This window comes from Phycicoccus jejuensis, from assembly GCF_044797865.1.
Lineage (GTDB): Bacteria > Actinomycetota > Actinomycetes > Actinomycetales > Dermatophilaceae > Phycicoccus > Phycicoccus jejuensis.
Genome location: NZ_CP085209.1, coordinates 2,335,653 through 2,353,232, shown reverse-complemented (window position 1 = coordinate 2,353,232; position 17,580 = coordinate 2,335,653). Strand labels below are relative to the sequence as shown.

The 17,580-nt window shown below is 75.2% G+C and carries 22 protein-coding genes and 1 pseudogene; 3 read left to right on the top strand and 20 right to left on the bottom strand.

The window, feature by feature from the left end; genetic code table 11:
* Positions 1-24: 24 nt before the first annotated feature.
* The 11 genes from LG324_RS11190 to hisF all read right to left on the bottom strand — a co-directional run bounded on the left by LG324_RS11190 (position 25) and on the right by hisF (position 8,676).
* Complete coding sequence (locus LG324_RS11190; RefSeq protein ID WP_404347889.1) at positions 25-804, bottom strand: DsbA family protein; 780 nt, start codon at positions 802-804, stop codon at positions 25-27.
* Positions 805-834: 30 nt separating this feature from the next.
* Complete coding sequence (locus tag LG324_RS11185) at positions 835-1,353, bottom strand: MauE/DoxX family redox-associated membrane protein (RefSeq protein WP_404347887.1); 519 nt, start codon at positions 1,351-1,353, stop codon at positions 835-837.
* Complete coding sequence (gene trpA, locus LG324_RS11180) at positions 1,350-2,168, bottom strand: tryptophan synthase subunit alpha (protein WP_404347885.1); 819 nt, start codon at positions 2,166-2,168, stop codon at positions 1,350-1,352. Before trpA ends, LG324_RS11185 begins: the two co-directional genes overlap by 4 nt.
* A complete protein-coding gene (trpB, locus tag LG324_RS11175) occupies positions 2,165-3,412 on the bottom strand; it encodes a tryptophan synthase subunit beta (RefSeq protein ID WP_404347882.1) in 1,248 nt (415 codons plus the stop codon). Before trpB ends, trpA begins: the two co-directional genes overlap by 4 nt.
* Complete coding sequence (gene trpC / locus LG324_RS11170) at positions 3,409-4,209, bottom strand: indole-3-glycerol phosphate synthase TrpC (RefSeq protein WP_404347880.1); 801 nt, start codon at positions 4,207-4,209, stop codon at positions 3,409-3,411. The genes trpB and trpC overlap by 4 nt, the downstream gene beginning before the upstream one ends.
* 14 nt (positions 4,210-4,223) lie before the next feature.
* A complete protein-coding gene (locus LG324_RS11165; RefSeq protein ID WP_030528323.1) occupies positions 4,224-4,451 on the bottom strand; it encodes an HGxxPAAW family protein in 228 nt (75 codons plus the stop codon).
* 65 nt (positions 4,452-4,516) lie between these two features.
* Complete coding sequence (locus LG324_RS11160) at positions 4,517-5,122, bottom strand: Trp biosynthesis-associated membrane protein (protein WP_051750474.1); 606 nt, start codon at positions 5,120-5,122, stop codon at positions 4,517-4,519.
* The gene (locus LG324_RS11155) at positions 5,119-6,675 is read right to left on the bottom strand and encodes an anthranilate synthase component I (RefSeq protein ID WP_404347877.1); all 1,557 of its coding nucleotides are present in this window, start codon (positions 6,673-6,675) and stop codon (positions 5,119-5,121) included. Before LG324_RS11155 ends, LG324_RS11160 begins: the two co-directional genes overlap by 4 nt.
* Positions 6,672-7,040: a phosphoribosyl-AMP cyclohydrolase gene (gene hisI / locus LG324_RS11150; RefSeq protein WP_404347875.1), complete on the bottom strand. Its 369-nt coding sequence runs from the start codon at positions 7,038-7,040 to the stop codon at positions 6,672-6,674. The genes LG324_RS11155 and hisI overlap by 4 nt, the downstream gene beginning before the upstream one ends.
* A 276-nt stretch (positions 7,041-7,316) precedes the next feature.
* The gene (locus LG324_RS11145; RefSeq protein ID WP_404347873.1) at positions 7,317-7,874 is read right to left on the bottom strand and encodes a hypothetical protein; all 558 of its coding nucleotides are present in this window, start codon (positions 7,872-7,874) and stop codon (positions 7,317-7,319) included.
* 25 nt (positions 7,875-7,899) lie between these two features.
* Complete coding sequence (hisF, locus tag LG324_RS11140) at positions 7,900-8,676, bottom strand: imidazole glycerol phosphate synthase subunit HisF (RefSeq protein ID WP_030528314.1); 777 nt, start codon at positions 8,674-8,676, stop codon at positions 7,900-7,902.
* 30 nt (positions 8,677-8,706) lie between these two features.
* Between hisF and LG324_RS11135 the strand changes: the two genes are divergently transcribed.
* Genes LG324_RS11135 through LG324_RS11125 form a run of 3 tightly spaced genes read left to right on the top strand, consistent with a single transcriptional unit; the run spans position 8,707 to position 11,662 of the window.
* The gene (locus tag LG324_RS11135; RefSeq protein WP_404347871.1) at positions 8,707-9,288 is read left to right on the top strand and encodes a hypothetical protein; all 582 of its coding nucleotides are present in this window, start codon (positions 8,707-8,709) and stop codon (positions 9,286-9,288) included.
* Entirely contained in the window at positions 9,285-10,391 is a 1,107-nt protein-coding gene (locus LG324_RS11130; RefSeq protein ID WP_404347869.1) for an aromatic acid exporter family protein, read from the top strand. The genes LG324_RS11135 and LG324_RS11130 overlap by 4 nt, the downstream gene beginning before the upstream one ends.
* Before the next feature lie 32 nt (positions 10,392-10,423).
* The gene (locus tag LG324_RS11125; RefSeq protein ID WP_404347867.1) at positions 10,424-11,662 is read left to right on the top strand and encodes a CynX/NimT family MFS transporter; all 1,239 of its coding nucleotides are present in this window, start codon (positions 10,424-10,426) and stop codon (positions 11,660-11,662) included.
* Here the strand turns inward: LG324_RS11125 and LG324_RS11120 are convergent, their stop codons facing one another.
* The 9 genes and pseudogenes from LG324_RS11120 to ribD all read right to left on the bottom strand — a co-directional run bounded on the left by LG324_RS11120 (position 11,663) and on the right by ribD (position 17,468).
* Entirely contained in the window at positions 11,663-12,103 is a 441-nt protein-coding gene (locus LG324_RS11120; protein ID WP_404347865.1) for a PH domain-containing protein, read from the bottom strand.
* 14 nt (positions 12,104-12,117) lie between these two features.
* Entirely contained in the window at positions 12,118-12,963 is an 846-nt protein-coding gene (hisG, locus tag LG324_RS11115) for an ATP phosphoribosyltransferase (RefSeq protein ID WP_030528309.1), read from the bottom strand.
* A 47-nt stretch (positions 12,964-13,010) separates the two neighbouring features.
* Positions 13,011-13,274, bottom strand: a complete 264-nt coding sequence (locus tag LG324_RS11110) for a phosphoribosyl-ATP diphosphatase (RefSeq protein ID WP_030528308.1) — start codon at positions 13,272-13,274, stop codon at positions 13,011-13,013.
* A gap of 43 nt (positions 13,275-13,317) precedes the next feature.
* Positions 13,318-14,085 carry a nicotinamide riboside transporter PnuC gene (pnuC, locus tag LG324_RS11105; protein WP_404347861.1) on the bottom strand — a complete coding sequence of 256 codons (768 nt, stop codon included), beginning with the start codon at positions 14,083-14,085 and terminating at the stop codon, positions 13,318-13,320.
* A complete protein-coding gene (gene ribH / locus LG324_RS11100; RefSeq protein ID WP_051750469.1) occupies positions 14,082-14,588 on the bottom strand; it encodes a 6,7-dimethyl-8-ribityllumazine synthase in 507 nt (168 codons plus the stop codon). The genes pnuC and ribH overlap by 4 nt, the downstream gene beginning before the upstream one ends.
* A complete protein-coding gene (gene ribA / locus LG324_RS11095; protein ID WP_404353142.1) occupies positions 14,585-15,307 on the bottom strand; it encodes a GTP cyclohydrolase II in 723 nt (240 codons plus the stop codon). Before ribA ends, ribH begins: the two co-directional genes overlap by 4 nt.
* A pseudogene (gene ribB, locus LG324_RS11090) lies at positions 15,287-15,766 on the bottom strand (3,4-dihydroxy-2-butanone-4-phosphate synthase); the annotation flags it as partial. The pseudogene ribB and the gene ribA, both read right to left, overlap by 21 nt.
* Positions 15,767-15,840: 74 nt before the next feature.
* The gene (locus tag LG324_RS11085; RefSeq protein WP_404347859.1) at positions 15,841-16,455 is read right to left on the bottom strand and encodes a riboflavin synthase; all 615 of its coding nucleotides are present in this window, start codon (positions 16,453-16,455) and stop codon (positions 15,841-15,843) included.
* A gap of 2 nt (positions 16,456-16,457) precedes the next feature.
* Positions 16,458-17,468 (bottom strand): bifunctional diaminohydroxyphosphoribosylaminopyrimidine deaminase/5-amino-6-(5-phosphoribosylamino)uracil reductase RibD, encoded by a 1,011-nt coding sequence (gene ribD / locus LG324_RS11080; RefSeq protein ID WP_404347856.1) that lies wholly within the window; start codon positions 17,466-17,468, stop codon positions 16,458-16,460.
* Between the last annotated feature and the right edge of the window lie 112 nt (positions 17,469-17,580).

The window sequence follows — 17,580 nt, the reverse complement described above, 5'->3', positions numbered from 1 at the left end:
GACCCGCCTGCCGGATCACCGGGGTCACTTCGTGGCGTCCTGGATCGCCTGGGTCAGCAGCTCGGGGGTGCCGACCTGGCCGAGGTCGAGGTCCTTGCCGTTCAGACGCAGGGTCGGGGTGCCGCGCACGCCGTCCTCGAAGCTCTTCTTCTCGACCGAGTTGACGTAGTCGACGTACTTGCCGGCGTCGTAGCACTGCTGCCAGGTCGTCAGCGCGCTGCCGGTGATGCCGGCCGCGGAGGCGAAGCCCTTGAGCTGTGCGTCGGTGAACCCGGCGCCCTCGCTCGGCTGGTTGGCGTAGGCCTGGTCGTGGAACTCCTGGAACTTGCCCGCGTCGGCCGCGCAGAAGGCGGCGTTGCCGGCCTTGGTGGAGCTGTCGTTGCGCAGGTTGTCGTCGAGGAAGTTCTTCACGTGGTAGACGACCTTGACCTTGCCCTCCTTCGCGAGGGACTCGACGGTCGGGCCGAGCTGGTCCTCGAAGGCCTTGCAGGCCGGGCACTGGAAGTCCTCGAAGACGTCGAGCGTCGGCGCGCCCGCGGCCGCCTTGACGTCGGTGAACGCCGGGTACCCGGCGCCCAGGCCCGCGGCGCCCGCCGGCACGGCGTTGCCGCCACCGGTCACGGCGTTCTTCTGCGAGGTCTCCATCCAGATGACACCGCCGACGACCGCGACGATGGCGACGACCACGACGACCGTCGCGACGACGATCTTGTTGACACCCCCGCCGCCGTTCGCCTTCTGCGCCGCCTGGATCTTCGCCTGGCGGGCGTTGCCCGGCCTCGGCTTCGTCGAGTTCTTGGCCATGTCGGGGGTGATGCCTTTCGGTGCGGTCGGTCAGTGTCCGAAGAGGACGCGGTCGAGGGAGGCGAGGGTGCGCGGCCGCCACCAGAGCCACGCGCCGGCGAGGGCGAACGAGGCGTCGCGCGCGATCTCCTGAGGGTACTTCGTCTCGTTGGCGCCCACCTGGCCGCCGCCGCCGAAGCAGCCGCAGTCGATGGTCAGGCCACGGGCCCACGCCTGCGAGATCCCGATGACGAAGACGACCATGAGCAGCGTCCCCACGATCGCCGCCGGCCGCGTGAAGAGCCCGAGGACGAGGAGGACCCCGAGGACGATCTCGAGGAAGGGCAGCGCGAGGCCGATCCAGCCCGCGACGTCCAACGAGAGGAACGGCAGGTCGTAGGCCTGCACCGCGCGCTGCGAGGTCAGCGGGCGGCCGACCTTGGCGAACCCGGCCCACACGAGGACGACCCCGAGGAAGAGGCGGGCCGCGAGCCCGACGACGTCGAGGACACGCTCCGAGCGGTACCGGGGGGCGGGCGCGGTGCCCACCTCGTCGGTGCTCGTGCTCATCGCTTCCCCTCCCGGACACCCTGGGCCAGCACGGTGGTCAGACTGCGCAACGCCTCGAGCCGCTCGGAGAGTTCCCCGTCTCCGGCGAGCGTCCGCACGAGCGCGGACCCGACGATGACGCCGTCGGCGTAGGCGGCGATCTCGGCCGCCTGCTCGCGCGTGGAGACGCCGAGGCCGATGCAGACGGGGACGTCGGTGACCTCGCGGACGCGCTCGACGAGCGTGCGGGCGTCGGTGTCGACGCTCGTGCGCACGCCGGTGACGCCCATCGTCGAGGCGGCGTAGACGAACCCGCGGCAGGCCGAGGTGACCTTCTCGAGGCGGTCGGGGGTGCTGCTCGGGGCCACGAGGAAGACCCGGTCCAGGCCGTGCCGCTCGCTCGCGGCCAGCCAGTCGTCGGCCTCGTCCGGCACGAGGTCCGGGGTGATGAGGCCTGCGCCCCCGGCCGCCTCGAGGTCGGCGGCGAAGGCCTCGACGCCCCGCTTGAGCACGAGGTTCCAGTAGGTCATGACGACCGGGACGGCGCCCGCGTCGCGGACGGCCGAGACGGCGGTGAAGACGTCGTCGACGCGGACCCCGGCGGCGAGGGCGGCGGCCATCGCCTCCTGGTTGACCGGGCCGTCGATGACCGGGTCGCTGTACGCGACGCCGACCTCGACGATGTCGCAGCCGGCCTCGACGAGGACCTTCATCGCCTCGATGGAGCCCTCGACGCTCGGGTAGCCGACCGGGAGGTAGCCGACGAGCGCGGCGCGGCCCTCGGCGCGGCAGCGCTCGAGAACCTCCCCGAGGCGGGTGGCCTGGGTGGTGCTCACGACTGGGTGCCCTCCTCGACGAGGCCGAAGTACGCGGCGGCGGTGTGCATGTCCTTGTCACCGCGGCCCGAGAGGTTGACCAGGACGAGGCCGTCGGGGCCGAGCTCGCGCCCGACCTCCATCGCCCCGACGAGGGCGTGGGCCGACTCCAGCGCCGGGATGATGCCCTCGGTGCGGCAGAGCAGGCGGAAGGCCTCCATCACCGCGTCGTCGGTGGCGTAGCGGTACTCGGCCCGGCCGCTGTCGCGCAGGTGGGCGTGCTCGGGGCCGACGCTCGGGTAGTCGAGGCCGGCCGAGATCGAGTGCGACTCCACCGTCTGCCCGTCGGTGTCCTGCATGAGGTAGCTCATGGCGCCGTGCAGCACCCCGGGGGTCGCGTCCGCGGCGAAGCGGGCGGCGTGGCGCCCGCTCTGCACGCCCTCGCCGCCGGCCTCGACGCCGATGAGCCGCACGCCGGCGTCGGGGACGAAGCGGTGGAAGATGCCCATCGCGTTCGAGCCACCACCGACGCACGCGACGACGGCGTCGGGCAGGCGCCCGGTCAGCTCGAGGACCTGCGCCCGAGCCTCCTCGCCGATGATCGCGTGGAAGTCGCGGACCATCTCGGGGAACGGGTGCGGGCCGGTGACCGTGCCGATGGCGTAGTGCGTCGTCGTGACGTTCGTGACCCAGTCGCGCAGGGCCTCGTTGATCGCGTCCTTGAGCGTGGCCGAGCCGTGCTCGACGGCGACGACCTCCGCGCCGAGGATCTTCATCCGCGCGACGTTGAGGGCCTGGCGCTCGGTGTCGACCTTGCCCATGTAGACCGTGCACTCCAGGCCCATGAGCGCCGCGGCGGTGGCCGTCGCGACGCCGTGCTGGCCCGCGCCGGTCTCGGCGATGATGCGGGTCTTGCCCATGCGCTTCGTGAGCAGGGCCTGGGCGAGGACGTTGTTGATCTTGTGCGACCCGGTGTGGTTGAGGTCCTCGCGCTTGAGGACCACCCGGGCGCCGCCGCAGTGCGCGGCGAAGCGCGGCACCTCGGTGATGATGCTCGGCCGTCCGGTGTACGTCGCGTGCAGACGGGCGAGCTCGTCCTGGAACTCGGGGTCGACGGCGGCCTTCTGGCGGGCCTCGTCGAGCTGCTCGAGCGCCGGGACGAGCGCCTCGGGCACGTAGCGGCCGCCGAAGTCGCCGAAGCGTCCCGGGCGGGGCAGCTCGTCGACCGTCAGGCCCGTCTCGGTGGTGTCGGTGGTGTCGGTCACGGGGTCGCCTCCACGGCTCCGGCGGCGACGATCGCGGCGGCCCCGGCCGCCGGGTCGCCGTCGCGGACGAGGGCCTCGCCGACGAGGACGACGTCGGCGCCCTGCGACGCGTACGCCGCCGCGTCGGCGGGCCCGGTGATGCCCGACTCGGCGACGATGACGACGCCGTCCGGGACGAGCGGCCGCAGCCGCGAGAAGGTGTCGGGGTGCACCTCGAGGGTCTTGAGGTCGCGGGCGTTGACGCCGATGACGGTGGCGCCGGCGTCGACGGCGCGCTGGGTCTCGGCCTCGTCGTGGACCTCGACGAGCGCGGTCATCCCGAGCTCGCCGACGCGGGCGAGCAGCGAGCGGAACAGGTCGTCGTCGAGCGCGGCCACGATGAGCAGCACGATGTCGGCGCCGTGGGCCCGCGCCTCCCAGACCTGGTAGTCGGTGACGACGAAGTCCTTGCGCAGCACGGGGATCGACACGGCGGCGCGCACGGCGTCGAGGTCGGCGAGGCTGCCGCCGAAGCGCCGCTGCTCGGTGAGGACCGAGATCGCGCTGGCGCCACCGACCTCGTAGGCGGCGGCGAGGGCCGCGGGGTCCGGGATGTCCGAGAGCGCTCCCTTGCTCGGGCTCGCGCGCTTGACCTCGGCGACGAGCGCGAGACCGGGGCGCCGGAACGCCGCTTCGGCGTCGAGCGCCGGCGGGGCGGCGGCCGCGAGCTCGCGGACCCGCTCGAGCGGCAGGTGCTCCTCGCGCTCGGCGAGGTCCTCACGGACCCCATCGACGATGGACTCGAGGACGGAGGCCACAGGAGGACCGCCGGTCATCGGATCGAGGGGGCCTCGCCGCGGTCGCGCCCGGCCGCGCCGTACCCGGCCATGGAGAGGACCTTGCCGGCGATGCCGCCGACGACGGCCAGCACCGCCCCGCCGATGAACAGCGGGACGTTGGGGAACATCACCGCGAGGCACATGATGGCCGACGCGACGATGATGATCCCCACCGCGGTCCACGCCGCCAGGCTGTGGCCGTGGTCTTCGATCTCGCTCATGGGGGCTCCACCTCGGAAGGGGTCGGGGGCCGGTCGGCCCGGGGCGTGGCGTCGTGTCGATTCTGTCAGGTCGTGGCGTCGTCGCCGACGTCGGTGGGGTCACGGCCCGCGGAGAGGTCGTCCCAGTCGCTCGCCACCCGCTCGCCCCGCCGGCCGGCGACGTGGCCCTCGGCCGTGCCCGGCGCCTCGTAACGGCGGGACGGCCCGGCCCACCGGCGCGCCCCGGCGAGCGCGCAGCCGAGGGCGAGCGCGGCGACGAGGACGCCGAGCAGCGCCACCCAGGGCATCGCCGTCGCGGAGGCGACCGCCTCGACGGTGCCGGTGCGGCCGACGCGTGTGGCCGCGACCGGCCCGAGCGCGCCGGAGGGGTCGCCGAGCACCCGGACGGTGAGCGCGCCGGCGACGACGAGGCACCCGGCCCAGAGGACGAGGGCCACCGTGCGGCCGACCCGGCCGGCGGCGACGACGGCCACGGCCGCGGCGGCGACCGCGAGGGCGATCGCCGAGAGCCCGGGCGCGACCTCCGCGCCGGTGGCCTCGACCCGGCTGCCCCCGAGGACGGCGTCGGCGACGGTGCCGGAGACCCACGGCCGGAACCCCGCGACAAGGACGACGCCCGCGCCGAGCAGCGCGAGGAGGGCGACGGGGCCCTTGCCGGTCAGCCGCCTCACGACACGGTCCGCATCGCCCCGGCCGTCGCGACGGCGCGCAGCGCGGCGGTGGCCTTCGCGACGCACTCCTCGTGCTCACGGGCGGGCACCGAGTCGGCGACGATGCCGGCGCCGGCCTGCACGTGCGCGACGCCGTCACGGACGAGCGCGGTGCGGATGGCGATCGCCATGTCGAGGTCGCCGTGGAAGTCGAGGTAGCCGACGACGCCGCCGTAGACCCCGCGCCGCGAGGGCTCGTAGTGCTCGATGAGTGCGAGCGCGCGCGGCTTCGGGGCGCCGGAGAGGGTGCCGGCCGGGAAGGTGGACACGAGGACGTCGTAGGCGCCCACGCCCGGACGGGTGTCGCCGACGACCGTCGACTCCAGGTGCATGACGTGGCTGTAGCGGCGCACGTCCATGAACTCGACGACGTCGACCGTGCCCGGGCGACAGACGCGCTGCAGGTCGTTGCGGCCGAGGTCGACGAGCATGACGTGCTCGGCGCGCTCCTTGGGGTCGGCCAGCAGCTCCTCGGCGAGCCGCACGTCGTCCTCGGGCGTCTTGCCGCGCGGCCGCGACCCGGCGATCGGGTGGGTGATGGCCCGCTCCCCCGTGACCCGGACGAGCGCCTCGGGGCTGCTGCCGACGACGGCGTAGTCGGACCCGTCCGGCGCCGGGAAGCGGAAGAGGTACATGTAGGGGCTGGGGTTGGAGGCCCGCAGGGCGCGGTAGACCTCGAGCGGGTCGGCCGGGCAGTCGAGCGAGAACCGCTGCGAGAGGACGACCTGGAAGACCTCGCCCGCGCGGATGTCCTCCTTGGCGAGCTCGACGACCTCCTCGTAGCGCTCGCGGGTGGTGTTCGACCGGACGCCGGCCATCGCGGCCTCGACGGCGTCGGTGTCGACGACGGCGACGGTGCTCGGGGCCGGCGCGGCGAGCGCCGCGGTCATCGTGTCGAGGCGGGCGACGGCGTCGGACCAGGCCTGCTCGACGCGCTCGTCGGTGTCGTCGTAGTTGACGGCGTTGGCGACGAGGAGGATCGAGCCGTCGGCGTGGTCGAGCACCGCGAGGTCGGTGGCGAGCATCATCGCGAGCTCGGGGACCCCGAGCTCGTCCGGCAGGTCGCTCGGGACCTTCTCCCAGCGGCGCACCGCGTCGTACGAGACCGCGCCGACCATCCCGCCGGTCAGCGGGGGCAGACCGGCGATGGGCGGTGTGGCGAGGACCTCCATCGTGGCGCGCAGGGCCTCGGTGGCCGGCCCGTCGGTGGGCACGCCGACCGGCGGCTCGCCGAGCCAGTGCGCCTCGCCGTCGCGCTCGGTGAGGGTGGCGCGGCTGGCCGCCCCGATGATCGACCAGCGCGACCACACGCCGCCGTGCTCGGCGGACTCGAGGAGGAAGGTGCCGGGCCGGTCGCCGGCGAGCTTGCGGTACACCCCGACCGGCGTCTCGGCGTCGCCCATGAGGCGCCGGACGACGGGGATGACGCGCCGGTCGCGCGCGAGCACGCCGAACGCGTCGAGCGCCGGCCAGGTCTGCCCGTACGCGAGGTCCGGCGTCTCGGCGGCGCTCATGCGCCCGCCCCGACGACCGCGCCGAGGTCCCCCGCGTCGAAGCACGTGCGGTCGCCGGTGTGGCAGGCGGCGCCGACCTGCTCGACGCGGACGAGGAGAGCGTCGCCGTCGCAGTCGAGCGCGACCGAGCGCACGTGCTGGGCGTGCCCGGAGGTGTCCCCCTTGCGCCAGTACTCCTGGCGGCTGCGCGACCAGAACGTCACGCGGCCCTCGGTCAGGGTGCGGTGCAGCGCCTCGTCGTCCATCCAGCCGAGCATGAGGACCTCACCGCTGTCGTGCTGCTGGACGATCGCGGCGACGAGACCGTGCTCGTCGCGCTTCAGGCGGGCGGCGACGGAGGGGTCGAGGGCGGGGTCGGTCGGCACCCGCCCATTCTGCCGTGACGGGTCGACCCATTCGCTCCGGGGCACGGCTCCGGACACCGACGGGTCGCTGTGGACCCAGGTGGTCGACGTCCGCGGCCCGCTCCCGCGCGGGAGGTCCTCCCGCGCCCCACGAAGGGAAGCACCATGGCAGGGACATCACGACGCGGCCTCCTGGCGGCGGCGGGGTCGACGACGGCCATCGCCGTCGTCGCCACGGCCACGGCGGCGCAGGCCACCGTCCGTGACAAGGGTGAGCGTAGGGGTGGGGCCGCCGCATCAGGAGGGGTCGAGGAGCGGCTCTCCGGTCAGGGCACACCACAGCCCGACGACGAGGAACACCGGCGCCCCCAGGACGCCGCACCAGAAGCTGCGGGCGACCGCGCCGGCCGGGACGAGCGCCGCGAGGACCGCGACGGCCACGAGCAGCCCCGCGGTGAGGTGCAGCACCGGCTGCGAGAAGACGACCGCGAGCGCGACGAAGTGCAGCCCGACGACGAGGAGCACGAGCGGCGCGACGAGGTCGCCGCGCCCCCGCCGGGCGAGCAGGACCCCGGCCACCCCGGCGACGACGACCTCGGCCCAGAAGACGACGAGGTAGACGGTGAAGGCCCGGCTCCCCGGCTCGATCGCGCTCGAGCCGTCCCAGTGCCGCACCGCCAGGGTCGTGCTCCAGCCGGCGAGCGCGAGCCCGGCGACCCCGAGCGCGCCGAGCAGCACCCGCCAGAGCACCGGCCGCGGCGGACCCTCCTGGGCCCAGCCGGACCAGATGAACGTCGCGAGGCCGAACACGGCCCCCACCATCACGAGGTCGCGCGGGTGCGCGGTGTCGAGCATCTCTCCCCCTCCGTCGCCCGTGGCCTCAGCGCACGGGCAGCCCGTCGACGCGCAGCGCGTCCTTGACCTGACCGATCGTGAGGTCGCCGAAGTGGAACACGCTCGCGGCGAGGACCGCATCCGCACCGGCCTCGACCGCGGGCGCGAAGTGCTCGACGGCGCCCGCTCCCCCGCTCGCGATGACCGGGACCGAGACGGCGGCCCGGACGAGCCGGATCAGCTCGAGGTCGAAGCCGTCCTTGGTGCCGTCGGCGTCCATCGAGTTGAGGAGGATCTCGCCGGCGCCGAGCGACTCGGCCCGCGCGCACCACTCGACGGCGTCGAGGCCGGTGCCGGTGCGCCCGCCGTGCGTCGTCACCTCGAACCCGCCTGCGGGCGAGCCGTCCTCGGTCCGACGACGCCGCACGTCGGCGGACAGGACGAGCACCTGCGCCCCGAAGCGGTCGGCGGTCTCGGCGATGAGCTCCGGGCGCGCGATGGCGGCGGTGTTGACGCCGACCTTGTCGGCCCCGGCGCGCAGCAGACGGTCGACGTCGTCGACCGTGCGCACCCCGCCACCGACGGTCAGCGGGATGAAGACCTCCTCGGCCGTGCGGGCCACGACGTCGTACATCGTCGCGCGGTCCCCGCTGCTCGCGGTGACGTCGAGGAAGGTCAGCTCGTCGGCGCCCTGCTCGCCGTAGCGGCGGGCGAGCTCGACGGGGTCCCCCGCGTCGCGCAGGCCGCGGAAGTTGACGCCCTTGACGACGCGGCCGGCGTCGACGTCGAGGCACGGGATGACACGGACGGCGACGGACGACACGGCGCCAGCGTAGTGGCGGCGCTAGGGTCGGTGACCGTGTGGTTCCAGGTGACGGACCCGGCCGAGCCGGAGCACGTCGAGGCGGTGCTCGAGGCCCTCCACGACGCCCGCCCGCGGTGTGGCGCGACGGCCGTCGTCGCCGTCGACGGGCCGAGCGGCTCCGGCAAGACCACGCTCGCCAAGGGTGTGGTCGAGGCCCTGGCCGCCCCGGTGGTCCACATGGACGAGCTCTACCCCGGCTGGGACGGGCTCGCCGACGCCGTCCCGCTCCTCGTCGAGCAGGTCCTCGACCCCCTGTCACGGGGCGAGGACGCGCGCTACCGGGTGTGGGACTGGGACCGCCACGGCTGGGGCGAGACGCGGGACGTGCCCGCGGCCCCGGTCCTCGTCGTCGAGGGCTGCGGCGCGAGCGTCGGCCGGGCCGGCGAGTACGCCGCCGTCCGCGTGTGGGTCGAGGCACCCCGGGACGAGCGGATGCGCCGGGGCATCGACCGTGACGGCGAGACCTTTCGCCCGCACTGGGAGCGCTGGGCCGCCCAGGAGGAGCGGGTCTTCGCCGACGACCGCACCCGCGAGCACGCCGACGTCCGCGTCTCGACGGACGGTCGGTGAGCGTCGCCGCGCGCGTCCGCTCCGGGGCGGACGGCCTGCGCTCGGCGCTCGAGCGCGGGCTGCACCGCCTCCACGACCGGGTGGTCTTCCTGCTCCAGATCGGCCTCGGCGTCGTCGTCGCCTGGTTCACCGCCCGGCTCGCCCTCGGACACCCCCGGCCCTTCTTCGCCCCGGTCACCGCGATCCTCTGCCTCGGGCTCACCTACGGGCAGCGCCTGCGGCGGATCGTCGAGGTGACGGTCGGCGTCGCCATCGGCGTGCTCGTCGGCGACGTGACGATCCTCCTGCTCGGCAGCGGCGGGCTCCAGATGGCGTCCGTCGTCGTCGCCGCGATGGCCATCGCCATCGTCATCTCGTCCGGGCAGCTCGTCGTCATCCAGGCGGGCGTCCAGTCGGTCTTCATCGTCGCCTTCGCCGCGACGACGAGCACCGGGGTCGGGCGCTGGCTCGACGCGCTCGTCGGCGGCCTCGTCGCGCTCCTCATCGGGGCCGTGGTCCCGACGAGCCCGGTGGCGCGGCCCCGCGCGGAGGCCGCCCGCACGGTGCGGGCCGTCGCGCGGACCCTGGAGTCGGTGGCCGAGGCGCTGCGGACGGGCGACGTCGACCTCGCCCGCGAGGCCCTGGACGAGGCCCGGGCGCTGGAAAACCGGCTGACCGACCTGCGCACCGCCGCCGCCGAGGGCGTGGCGGTCGTGCGCCAGTCCCCACTGCTGCGCCGGCACCGCCCCCAGGCCGTCGCGGCGTCCGCGCTCGTCGTCCCGCTCGACCGCTGCGTGCGCAACCTGCGCGTCCTCGCCCGCCGCGCCGGCGTGGCCGTCCGCCGCGACGAGACCGTGCCACCCCGGTACGTCGACCTCGTCGCCGAGCTCGCCCGGGCCGCCGACGACCTCGCCCGCGTCCTCGACGAGCACGCGCTGCCGTCCGCCGGACGCGTCGTCCTCGCCCGGGTCGCCGGGCTCTCCGCGCGGGCCGAGCCGTCGGCCGGGCTCTCGGCCGAGATGGTCCGCGGGCAGGTCCGCTCGATCGTCGTCGACCTGCTCGTCGTCGCCGGCCTCGACGACGACGAGGCGCTCCAGCTGGTCCCGGAGTCCCACCTCCCCTGAGGCGCGTGTGAGGATGCCGCGGTGAGTGCCTCGTGACCACCCCCGCCCGCCCCACGACCTCGACGCCGCCCTGGCTCGTCGTCACCGCGCTCGTCCTCGTCGCCGCGAACCTGCGCACCCTCATGGCGAGCCTGCCGCCGCTCGCCGAGACCGTCCGCGACGACCTCGGCCTCTCGGGCGCGGCGATGGGCGTCCTCACGACCCTGCCGGTGCTCTGCATGGGCCTGCTCGCGCCGGTCGCCAACGTCCTGGCGCGCCGGGTCGGCCCGGGGGTCGCGGTCGGCCACGGGGTCGGGCTGGTGCTCGTCGGGCTCGTCGTGCGCGGCGTCGGCGGCGGGCAGACGTGGTCGCTCTACGCCGGCACGCTCGTCGCCGGCGCCGGCATCGCGGTGGCCGGCACGCTGCTGCCGGGAATCGTCAAGAGCGTCTTCCCCGCCCACCGGTCGGGCCTCGGCACCGGCCTGACGATGATGGCGATGATGGGCGCCGCCGCCGTCGCCTCGGCCGTCGCCGTGCCGCTGTCCGGCGCATTCGGTGGCTGGGCGGGCTCCCTGCTCGCGTGGGCGCCGCTGGCCGCCCTGGCGGGCCTGGTGTGGGTGCCGCTGGCGCGTCGCTCCGCGCGACGGGCGGCCGCCGCGCCCGCCGACCCCGACGCGGAGGCCGTCACGCACCGGCTCCCGTGGCGCAGCGTGACCGCCTGGACGCTCGCGGCCTACCTGACCTTCCAGTCGTGGCAGTTCTACTCGTCGCTGGCCTGGCTCGCGCCGACCTACGAGTCCCACGGGTGGAGCGCCGGCGACGCCGGGCTGCTCATGTCCGTCTTCACCGGCGCGCAGCTGGTCAGCGGCCTCGTCGCGCCGACCCTGCTCGACCGCGTCCACGACCCGCGGTGGCTGCTCGCCGGGGCGACCCTCCTCGGCGGCGTCGGCGAGACCGGGGTCTGGCTCGCGCCGGACGCCTTCGCCTGGGGGTGGGCCCTGCTCATCGGCGCCGGCCAGGGGGCGTGCTTCGCGCTCGGCCTCGGCCTGCTCGTCCGGTACTCGGTCACCCCGCGCGACAGCGCACGCCTGACCGCGATGGCCTTCCTCGTCAGCTACTCGCTCGCCTCGCTCGGGCCCGCCACGATGGGCGCGGTCCGTGACGCCTCGGGCGGGTTCACGCTGCTCTGGGCGCTGCTCGCGCTCATGGCCCTCCCCCAGCTCCTGGCGCTCGGCCGGCTGCGGCCCACCGCCGCGCGGGTGGGGTCCGAGCGGGAGGGCGTCGCCGTGTGATCAGCCGCGGCGGCGGGCCCGGACGAGCTCGAGCAGGCGCGCGGCCTCGGCGCGGCCGCGCTCGCCGTCGACGCGCTGCACGGCCATGACCGCGACGACGTCGGTGTCGACGAGCTCGAGGCTGACCCAGGGGTCGCCGTCGACGAAGCGCACCGCCTCGATCTCGTCCCAGCCGACGGTGCGGGTCAACATGAGGTTGCGCACCGTCAGCCCGGCCTCGCCGGGGGTCGCGCGGATGGCGGCGTAGCGCGCGAGGAACGCGGCGACGGCGACGCCGAAGACGACGAGGGCCAGCTGGTCGCCGAGCCCCCACTGGCCCGCGACGCCCATCCCGACGGCGACGGCCGTGCAGATGAGCACGAAGGCGCCGGCGACGACGAGCGGCACGACGCGCCCGCGCCGGGGCCGGAAGGGGGCGTCGGGGGCGGGGGCGTCGGTCACGGTCGGCACCCGGGTCAGAGCCGGCAGGCCGTGATGTCGGTGACGAGGATGGCGCGGGCGCCGAGGTCGTACAGCTCGTCCATCACGGCGTTCGTGCCGATCCGAGGCACCATCGCGCGGACGGCGCACCAGTCGCGGTTCTGCAGCGGCGACACGGTCGGGCTCTCGAGACCGGGGGTGACGGCACAGGCGCGGTCGACGAGGTCCGCCGGCACGTCGTAGTCGAGCATCACGTAGTGGCGGGCCGTGACGACGCCCAGCAGTCGCCGGCGCAGGACCTCGATGCCGGCGGTCTCCTCGCTGCCCTCGCGCCGGACCAGCACGGCCTCGCTGCGCAGGATCGGCTCGCCGAAGACCTCCAGGCCCTGGCTGCGCAGGGTCGCGCCGGTCTCGACGACGTCGGCGATGACGTCGGCGACCCCGAGGGTGATCGCGGTCTCGACGGCACCGTCGAGGCGCACGACCGAGGCCTCGACGCCCTGGTCGGCGAGGTGCTTCTCGACGAGGCCGGAGTAGCTCGTCGCGATGCGGCGGCCGGCGAGCCCGGCGACGTCGGTCGCGGTGTTCGGGCGCGCGGCCCAGCGGAAGGTGGAGGCACCGAAGCCGAGCGGCATCACCTCGACCGCCGCGGAGGCGGAGTCGAGGAGCAGGTCGCGGCCGGTGATGCCGCAGTCGACCGTGCCGGAGCCGACGTAGACGGCGATGTCGCGCGGGCGGAGGTAGAACAGCTCGATCCCGTTGTCGACGTCGGTGACGACGAGCTCCTTGGTGTCGCGGCGGGTGCGGTACCCGGCCTCGCGGAGCATGGCGGCCGACGGGTCGGCGAGGGATCCCTTGTTGGGGACGGCGATACGCAGCATGGGGGTCTTCCTGGGGTGGGGCGTCGACGAGCGGCGGGGAGGCCGGCTCAGAGGTGCTTGTACACGTCGTCGAGGGAGAGGTCGGCGGCGAGCATGAGCACCTGGAGGTGGTACAGCAGCTGGCTGACCTCCTCGGCGGTGCGCTCGCGGCCCTCGTGCTCGGCGGCCATCCAGACCTCGGCCGCCTCCTCGACGATCTTCTTGCCGATGGCATGGACGCCGGCGTCCAGCTCCGCGACCGTCCCCGAGCCCTCGGGGCGGGTGCGGGCCTTCTCGGCGAGCTCGGCGTACAGCGCGTCGAACGTCTTCACGGGCACCAGCGTACGGGGGTGCGGAGGGCCGCCCGACCGCCGGTCAGGCGACGGGCGCCACGACGTCGTCGCGGGAGGCCGCCTCACCCGCCGCGCGGGTCACCCGTACCCACTGCGAGAAGCCGTAGAGGACGAACATCCCGTAGAAGACGTACATGACGGAGGTCGGTACGTACCCGGTCGCGAAGCCGAGCGGCACCCCGACGAGGTCGACGCCGATCCAGGCCAGCCAGAACTCGTTCCAGCCGCGGGCCATCGCGTAGGTCGCGACGACGGAGCCGACGAAGATCCACGCGTCGCACCAGGAGAACCACCAGGCCGGCGTGTAGTACGGGTTGGGGTTGGCGTCGAGGATCGCCTGGAACACCTGGTGCACGAGCACCGTGCTCAGGAGCCAGCCGGCGACGACGACGGCCCGCTCGCGGGTCGTCATCCAGCGCGGGTCGACCGCCGGGGCCCCTCCCCCGCCGCGCCGGCGGCGCAGGGCGGCCCACGTCACCCAGCCGTAGACGCTGACGACGATGAAGAACACCTGGCGCCCGGCCTGCCCGAGCAGCGGGATCCGCTGGTCGGCCCCGACCAGCGCGCCGAGGTAGACGAAGAAGAGGATGACGTTGGCGACGATGCCGACCGGCCACGCCCAGACGGCGCGACGCATCCCGAACCACGCCGAGACGATGCCGATGAGCACGCCGAGGACCTCGAGGTAGTGCAGCTGGTAGGTGCCGATCGGGATGCTCGCGTCGAGCAGCTGCTGGAAGAGGTTCGGGCCCGGCTGGGCCGCGGCGGCGAGGAGGGGCACGGTCGTCATCCGTCCTGTCGGTCGGCGGTGGGCAGCGGCGCACGCGCGCCGAGGTCGCGGAGGGTGACCGCGGTGGCGACGGCGGCGACGGCCGCCTCGTGGCCCTTGTCCTCGCGGGAGCCGGGCAGCCCGGCGCGGTCGAGGGCCTGGGCGTCGTCGTCGCAGGTCAGGACCCCGAACCCGACCGGCACGCCGGTGCGCACGGCGACGTCGGTCAGCCCGGCCGTCGCGCTCCGGCAGACGTAGTCGAAGTGCGGCGTGCCGCCGCGGACGACGACCCCGAGGGCGACGAGGGCGTCGTGCGCGGGGGCGAGGCGGGCGCACGCCACGCTCAGTTCGACGGTGCCGGGGACGCGGACGACGAGGGGGTCCTCGACGCCGCACTCGGCCAGGCCGCGGCGAGCGCCGTCGAGGAGGCCGTCCATCACCGTGTCGTGCCACGACGCGGCGACGACCGCGACCCGCAGGCCGCGCCCGTCCGCCGCGACGCTCGGGGACCCTGCTCCGCTCATGCCGTGCTCCTCGGGTTCTCTCGGGGGTCGTGGGCGTCGACGACGAGGTCGTGGCCCATCCGGTCGCGCTTGGTGCGCAGGTACTCGCTGTTCGTCGGCAGCGGCGTCGTGCGCAGCCGCTCGACGGCCGGGACCTCGATGCCGTGGGCGCGCAGGCCCTCGACCTTGGCCGGGTTGTTCGTGAGCAGCCGGACCGCGTCGACGCCGAGGTCGGTGAGGACGCCGGCGGCCACCGTGTAGTCGCGGGCGTCGACGGGCAGCCCGAGCTCGAGCTGGGCGTCGACGGTGTCGAGCCCGCGGTCCTGCAGCTCGTAGGCGCGCAGCTTGGCCGCGAGCCCGACCCCCCGGCCCTCGTGGCCGCGCAGGTAGACGACGAGCCCGCCCTCGGCGCCGACGCGCTCGAGCGCACGGTCCAGCTGCGGGCCGCAGTCGCAGCGCTGCGAGCCGAGGACGTCGCCGGTCAGGCACTCGGAGTGGACCCGCGTCAGCACCGGGCCGGTGCCGAGACCCATCGGGCTGACGAGCGCCAGGTGCTCCTCCCCCGTGACGTCGTCGCGGTAGGCGAGCGCCCGGAAGCGGCCGTGCGGCGTCGGGACGACGGTGTCGGCGACCCGGACGACGCGGTCGTGGCGCTGGCGCCAGGCGACGAGGTCGGCGATGGCGAGCACCGGCAGGTCGTACCGCGCACCGAGGGCGAGCACGCCGTCGAGGCGGGTCATCGTGCCGTCGTCCTCGACGAGCTCGCCGATGACCCCCACCGGCTCCAGCCCCGCGAGCCGGCAGAGGTCGACGGTCGCCTCGGTGTGCCCGGGCCGGACGAGCACGCCGCCCGCGCGGGCGCGCAGCGGCACGACGTGCCCGGGCCGGCGCAGGTCGGCCGGCGTCGAGGCCGGGTCGGCGAGGACGCGCGCCGTCCGGGTGCGGTCGGCGGCCGAGATGCCCGTCGTCACACCGACCGCGGCGTCGACCGTCACGGTGTAGGCGGTCCCGAGCGGGTCGGCGTTGTCGCGGACCATGAGCGGCAGGCCGAGCCGGTCGGCCCTCGCCTCGGGCATCGGCGCGCACAGGTAGCCCGAGCTGTGGCGCACCGCCCACGCCGTCCAGGACGGGTCGAGCGTCTCGGCGGCGAGGACGACGTCGCCCTCGTTCTCGCGGTCGGCGTCGTCGACGACGAGCACCGGCCGGCCGGTGCGCAGGGCGTCGAGGGCCTCCTCGACCGAGGCGAGGGTCGGCGCGGGACCGGGGCCGGCGCTCACGGGGCCACCTCCGTGGGGGCGAACCGGGTGGCCAGCAGCCGCTCGACGTACTTGGCGAGGACGTCGACCTCGAGGTTGACGGGGTCGCCGACCCCCTTGTGCCCCAGCGTGGTCAGGTCGAGCGTGGTCGGGATGAGCGAGACCGAGAACGAGCCGTCCGTCACGTCGACGACGGTGAGGGACACCCCGTCGACCGTGATCGACCCCTTCTCGACGAGGTAGGGCGCGAGGGCGGCCGGCAGCCCGAACCGCACGACCTCCCAGCGCTCGCCCGGCTCGCGGGCGGTGATCGTCGTCGTGCCGTCGACGTGGCCCTGGACGACGTGCCCGCCGAACCGGGAGGAGGCGGCCATCGCCCGCTCGAGGTTGACCCGGTCGCCCGGGGCGAGCGCGCCGAGGCTCGAGCGGTGGAGGGTCTCGGCCATGACGTCGACGGTGAACTCACCGTCGACGTGCTCGACGACGGTGAGGCACACGCCGTTGACGGCGATCGAGGCGCCGTGCGTCGCGTCCTCGGTGACGAGGGGGCCGCGGACGGTGAGCCGGGCGGAGTCGGCGCCCCGGTCCAGGGCGACGACGGTGCCGAGCTCCTCGACGATTCCGGTGAACACGGTCAGCTCCTCAGCGGTCGGGCGGTGATGCGGACGTCGCCACCGAGCACGGTGACGTCGGTGGTCTCGAGGCGCAGGGCGTCCCCGATCGAGCTGCCCCCGAGGTCGCCGACGACGGGGTGGCCGCCGCCGAGCAGGGCCGGGGCGAGGTAGGCGACGACCTCGTCGACGACACCGGCCCGCAGGAAGGCGGCGGCGAGGGTCGGCCCGCCCTCGAGCAGGACGTGGTGGACGCCGCGCGCGTGGACGGCCGCCAGGGCGGCGGCGGGGTCGTGCGTCGGGACGTGCAGGGTCTCGGCGGCGCCGTCGGCGAGCCGGGCGCCGTCCGGCAGGTCGCGCTTGCCGACGACGACGCGCAGGGGCTGGCGGCCGACGGTGCGGCCCTCGGCGTCGCGGACGGTGAGGGCGGGGTCGTCGGCCAGGGCCGTGCCGGTGCCGACGAGGACCGCGCCGCAGCGGGCGCGCAGGGCGTGGACGTCGGCGCGGGCGGCCTCCCCGGTGACCCAGCGGCTCGAGCCGTCGGCGGCGGCCGAGCGCCCGTCGAGGGTGGCGGCGGCCTTCCACGTGACGAAGGGACGACCGGTGCGCCGGGTGTGCAACCAGGTGCGGTTGACCGCCTCGGCGTCCTCGGCGAGGACGCCGGCCTGCACCGCGACCCCGGCGGCCGCGAGCCGCTCGGCCCCACCGGCGGCCTCGGCGGACGGGTCGGGCACCGCGTGGACGACCCGGGCCACCCCGGCGTCGAGGAGGGCGCGCGAGCACGGGCCGGTGCGCCCGGTGTGGTCGCACGGCTCGAGCGTGACGTAGGCCGTGCCGCCGCGGGCGGCGGCCCCGGCCTGGGCGAGCGCGTCGACCTCCGCGTGCGGCGTGCCGGCGCCGCGGTGGTGGCCGACGCCGACGACCTCGCCGTCGCGGTCGGTGACGACGCAGCCGACACGGGGGTTGGGGTCGGCCTCGGGCCCGCGCACGGCGGCATCGAGCGCCCGGCGCATCAGCGCGGTGTCTCGCTCCACGGTGTCCGTCCTCGTGCCTCGAACCGGTCTCGGTCGGGCTCCGGGTGGACGGGTCGACGGCTCGCGCACACCTCGGTGCGCGGTCACGGCGACCGCCGACGGGACACTGCTC

Coding starts and splice junctions, on each gene's coding strand:
- LG324_RS11190 (WP_404347889.1), bottom strand. CDS start 804: ATGGCCAAGAACTCGACGAAGCCGAGGCCGGGCAACGCCCGCCAGGCG.
- LG324_RS11185 (WP_404347887.1), bottom strand. CDS start 1,353: ATGAGCACGAGCACCGACGAGGTGGGCACCGCGCCCGCCCCCCGGTAC.
- LG324_RS11165 (WP_030528323.1), bottom strand. CDS start 4,451: ATGAGCGAGATCGAAGACCACGGCCACAGCCTGGCGGCGTGGACCGCG.
- LG324_RS11155 (WP_404347877.1), bottom strand. CDS start 6,675: ATGAGCGCCGCCGAGACGCCGGACCTCGCGTACGGGCAGACCTGGCCG.
- LG324_RS11145 (WP_404347873.1), bottom strand. CDS start 7,874: ATGCTCGACACCGCGCACCCGCGCGACCTCGTGATGGTGGGGGCCGTG.
- hisG (WP_030528309.1), bottom strand. CDS start 12,963: ATGCTGCGTATCGCCGTCCCCAACAAGGGATCCCTCGCCGACCCGTCG.
- pnuC (WP_404347861.1), bottom strand. CDS start 14,085: ATGACGACCGTGCCCCTCCTCGCCGCCGCGGCCCAGCCGGGCCCGAAC.
- ribH (WP_051750469.1), bottom strand. CDS start 14,588: ATGAGCGGAGCAGGGTCCCCGAGCGTCGCGGCGGACGGGCGCGGCCTG.
- ribA (WP_404353142.1), bottom strand. CDS start 15,307: ATGACCCGCCTCGACGGCGTGCTCGCCCTCGGTGCGCGGTACGACCTG.